Annotated in this window: 5 protein-coding genes; all 5 read left to right on the top strand. The window is 69.9% G+C overall.

The window, feature by feature from the left end; genetic code table 11:
• Positions 1 to 522, top strand: a 522-nt coding sequence (locus tag V5F77_RS28215) for a YmfQ family protein (RefSeq protein ID WP_429008385.1), incomplete at its 5' end; no start/stop codon positions are given.
• Between the two features lie 9 nt (positions 523 to 531).
• Entirely contained in the window at positions 532 to 1,656 is a 1,125-nt protein-coding gene (locus V5F77_RS28220; protein WP_429008386.1) for a glycine-rich domain-containing protein, read from the top strand.
• Between the two features lie 11 nt (positions 1,657 to 1,667).
• Positions 1,668 to 2,243 carry a DUF4376 domain-containing protein gene (locus tag V5F77_RS28225; RefSeq protein ID WP_429008387.1) on the top strand — a complete coding sequence of 192 codons (576 nt, stop codon included), beginning with the start codon at positions 1,668 to 1,670 and terminating at the stop codon, positions 2,241 to 2,243.
• A complete protein-coding gene (locus V5F77_RS28230; RefSeq protein WP_429008388.1) occupies positions 2,233 to 2,679 on the top strand; it encodes a hypothetical protein in 447 nt (148 codons plus the stop codon). Before V5F77_RS28225 ends, V5F77_RS28230 begins: the two co-directional genes overlap by 11 nt.
• Positions 2,676 to 4,422 (top strand): non-contractile tail sheath protein (locus tag V5F77_RS28235; RefSeq protein WP_429008389.1); only part of this gene is annotated, 1,747 nt, incomplete at its 3' end. The genes V5F77_RS28230 and V5F77_RS28235, both read left to right, overlap by 4 nt.

A 4,422-nucleotide genomic window follows, 5' to 3' on the forward strand; every position in this document is an offset into this window, starting at 1 on the left:
ATGATGGACGAGGTGGACCCGCGCACGGCGGTGCTCTGTCTTGAGGATTTCGAGCGGGTGCTCGGCGCCGATCCGTGCGGCCGCGATCCCTCGACCATGACGCGCTCGGCGCGCCAGCAGCTGGCGCACCAGCGGTGGACCGCCCGAGGCGGGCAGAGCATCGCCTATTATGTGGCGCTCGCCGCCAAGCGCGGCGTCATCATCACGATCGAGGAAGCGCACACCACTCAGGTGGGCTTGCTGCACGCCGGTGATGAGCTGATCGAGAGCCCGCAGCAGTTCATTTGGAAGGTGATTTTGGCGCTGGGCGAGTGGAGCGTGTTCCGCGCCGGCGAGAGCCAGGCCGGCGACCGGCTCTATGATTTCGCGCTCTCGGACATCGAATGCGACATCCGCCGCGCCGCGCCGGCGCACACGGAAGTCGTGTTTTCGTACCTGCCCACCCAAACGCCGTATGCGCTGCTCACAGCCGACGGCCTGCCCCTCATCAGCAACGGAGCGTTCCTGGTTCTGCCGGGATAGCGAGGCATCATGGATCGGATCACCGCACCAGGAACGACCGATATCGGCGGCGGCCGCCGAGGCTTTCGCGGGCGCGATGCGCTCGCCGGCGTGCAGGGCACCGAGGTCGCGGCGGCATGGCTCAACGGCCTCCAGGAGGAGCTGGTCCAGTTCATCGAGCGCTGCGGCGGCGTGCCGGATGCGGCCGATTGGCGGCAGTTGATGGCGGCGATCCGCTCGCAGCGTCTCAATTATTTCGGCGCCGGCGGCACCGCCAACGCGCTCACCATCGCGCTCGATCCGGCGCCGCCCTCCCTCGCCGCGCTTACCGGTGTGCCGCTGCGGATCTTTGCACCGCTGCGCTCCACCGGGGCGGCCATCTTGACTGTGGTGGGCGTTGGGGCCGCGCCGATCGTCCGTTATGGCGGCAGCGCTCTGGTGGATGGGGACATCCCCGGAGCCGGCATCGCCACGGTGATCTTCGACGGTTCCGGTTTTCAGCTGGTGACGACGGCGCCCGAGGCCCTCTCTCACAACGATCTCGTGACGGCATTGCAGCCGGGTATGGCCGCGTATCTGGCGAGCGGGACATTCGTGCCGCCCGCGAACATTCGCACGGTCCGGGCGCAGGTGTGGGGCGGTGCGGGCGGCGGCGGCGGCAGCTGGGGGCCTGGCTCCAACGGCGGCGGTGGCGGCGGCGGCGGCTACGCTCCAGGCCTTTTCGCGGTGACCCCCGGCGTGGGCGTATCGGTCACGGTCGGCGTCGGCGGGGCCGGTGGCAACGGCCTCGGCACCAACGGCGGTGCGGGCGGCACGAGCAGTTTCGGCGCGTTCGCAACCGGCGGCGGCGGCGGTGGCGGTGGCGGATCGACCTCGGGGACAGCAGGCAGCATCGGCGCCGGCGGTAGCGCCGCCGGGGGGCTGGCGCTCGGCGGCATGAGCGGCGGCAACGGCTATCCGAGCGGCACGTCGGAGGTGCAGGGCGTCGGTGGCGCATCGCCTTTCGGCGGCGGCTTTACGCCCCCCTCCATCTCCATCGGCACCGGCATGGGGCATGGTTTCGGCGGCACGTTTCCCGGCGGCGGCGGGGGCGGCGGCGTGAATGGCGGCGGGGGCGGCGGCGGCGCAAACGGCTTGGTGATCATCACCTGGTGAGGAGAGTTCTGATGGCACGATTTGCGCGGCTGCTTGATGCTGTCGTGGTGGAGATCATCACGCCGCCCTACGGTTTTGAGATCGCCGAGATGATCCATGCGGACCTGCTTGCCCATTTCGTGCCGTGCCCGGCCGACTGCGAGCTGGGCGCAATTTTCGACGGCACGGCGTTCGCGGCGCCCGCCCCCTGGTCGGCGCCCGTGCCGACCAAAGAGGCGATAATTGCCGCGCTGCGCGAGGCTTGCGCGGCCGCCATACTCGGCGGGTTCGGCTCGGCCGCGCTCGGCGCGCCGCACACCTATCCCTCGCAGCCGACCGATCAGGTCAATCTGCTGGGCTCTGTCGCCGCCTCGCTCCTGCCGGACCTGCCGGCCGACTGGTCAACGCCCTTCTGGTGCGCGGACGAGGCGGAGGTGTGGGCCTATCGTCCGCATACCATCGGCCAGATCCAGGCGGCCGGGGCGGCGGGCAAGGCCCATGTGGTGGCTTGTCAGGAACGCCTGCAGGCGCTTTCGGCGGCGGTCGCGGACGCGGCCTCGGCCGAGGCGGCCGCTGCCATCGTCTGGAGTGCATCCGATGCCGGGTAGCACGCGCGACATCACCAGCAATTCCGACACGCCGGTCGTGGGGTTCGATCCCGCCCGCGACTTCCTCTTCGGCGTGCGTGACCTCGGGCCGGTGCGGTTCGCGGCGCCGGGCGGGCTGGGCGGGCCCGCGCGGATCGTGGACGTCACCGCCTCGCGCCAGCTCTCGGCGGATGACGACGGTGCGGTGCTGGTCTGCGACGCTGCTACCGATATCCTGCTGACCCTGCCGGGCCTTTCAACGCGGGGCATTTCGGCGCTTGCCGTGCGGGCTGGCACCGGCGCCGTGCGCTTCACGGCGTCGGTTGGGCACGAGATGCACGCGGAATTCGCGGGCCATGACCAGATCGCCGCACGCTGGGGCATCGCCACCGTGCTGCTGCTCGCGGCGCCCGCCGGCGGCCCGGCCGTTTGGTTGCTGTCAGGCTCAACCGCGTGAGCCACGGCGTCACATATCCACCGTTCTTCGGCGCGCATGCGGGGCGCGGGACGGCGTCGACCGCGCGCGTCATCCGCCGATTTGAACCGCGCTACTGGACGGTGGACCATCCGCTCACCGCCTCGGCCTCGGTCATCACTCTGGGCGACGACGCGCTGCGCCTGACCGCCACCTTGCGCACGCGCGGCGACACGGTCGGCCTCAAATGGGAGAGCGAGGACCATTGGAATGCCAAGGCGTGCCGGTGGCTCACCAGCGGCAATTACCTCGGCACGGTGCTGCAGCTCAATTACGCGCTCACCGGCCTGCCTCGGCTCGACGATGCTGACGGCCTGGTGCTCTCGGTCGAGGACGACGCGGGCGCGGCCTATTACGTCCGGCTCGCCAATTATGTGATCGCGGGCGGCGGCGGCACCTCCGGCACGATCCGACTCGATTTCGCGGGGCCGGTCTATGGCGGTTACGACATTACCGACGGCGCGCAGCGCCAGGTGATCCCCTGGCACCGGATCAGCAGCGTGTTTTTTGGCGTGTCGCCGGCGGATTATGAGGAGGGCTCCAGCGCGCCCATCACGCCGCTCGACGTGACGATCGAGCTGAGTGAGATCACCGTCACGGGCTCTTTTTCGACTCTTAAGCGCACCGAAATCGAGGTTCAGCCGCACCGCCTGCGGATGACGGACGGGTACGACGACGCCTATCTGCTCACCCCGCAGCGGATCGTCGAGGGCATCTGGCAGCTCGGCTACCGCGACTGGTATGTGATTTATGTGGGCGCCTCCCACCTGCACGAGCTGGTCTATGACGCGGGCGAAGGGCGCCTGGTGGTCGATCCCGCCCAGCCGGTGAGCGCGGCCTCGCGCGCCTGGTTCGAAGACCTGTTCGCCCGCCTCACGGCGCGCGGCTACCGAATCGTGCTCTCGCAATCCTACGAGATCCTCGCGAGCATCTGCCCCACCGCGTGGCAGCAGGCGGATCAGGCGGGCGCCGGCGCCCGCACCGGGTGGTCGCCGCCCTCGACGCTCATCTCACCCTGCAGCACGGCCGCGCTGGGCTATCTGCGCGGCATCGCCGACTGGCTGCTGGGCGCTGTGTCGGCCGCCGGCGGCGCGCTCTATTATCAGATCGGCGAGCCCTGGTGGTGGGACGGCAGCTTCGGCGGCGGCGGCCCGTGCATCTATGACGCGGCGACCACCGCGCTCTACACGGCCGAGACCGGCCTGCCGGTGCCGACTCCGCGCATCACCAGCTCGACGCAGGCGATCGGCATTCACGCGGCCTATCTCGCGTGGCTGGGCGACAAGCTGGGCGCCTCGACCCTGTGGCTGCGGGATGAGATGCGCACCGCGCACCCTGGCGTCACCGTGCTGTTGCTGGTGTTTACCCCGCAAGTGTTGATGCCCGGCGCGCCCATCCTCACGGCCATCAACCTGCCGGTGGAGCGCTGGAGCCACCCGGCGTTCGATCTCCTGCAGCTTGAGGACTACGACTGGGTGACCGCCGAGGAATGGGCTCTGCACGAGACCACGCTCGATGCCGGCACCGTCGCGCTGGGCTACCCGCTCGACCATCTGCACTATTTCGCCGGGTTCAATTTGCTGCCGGAGGACGCCGCTGCGGTCTGGCCTCGCATCCTGCGGGCGGTGGGCGACGGCCTCACCTGGGACGTGGCCGAGACGTTCGTCTGGGCACGGCCGCAGATCTGGCGCGATGGGTGGATGTATCCCACCGGCGTGCTGGCGG

The sequence above is a fragment of the Roseixanthobacter psychrophilus genome (genome assembly GCF_043195195.1).
Classification (GTDB): Bacteria; Pseudomonadota; Alphaproteobacteria; order Rhizobiales; family Xanthobacteraceae; genus NCEH01.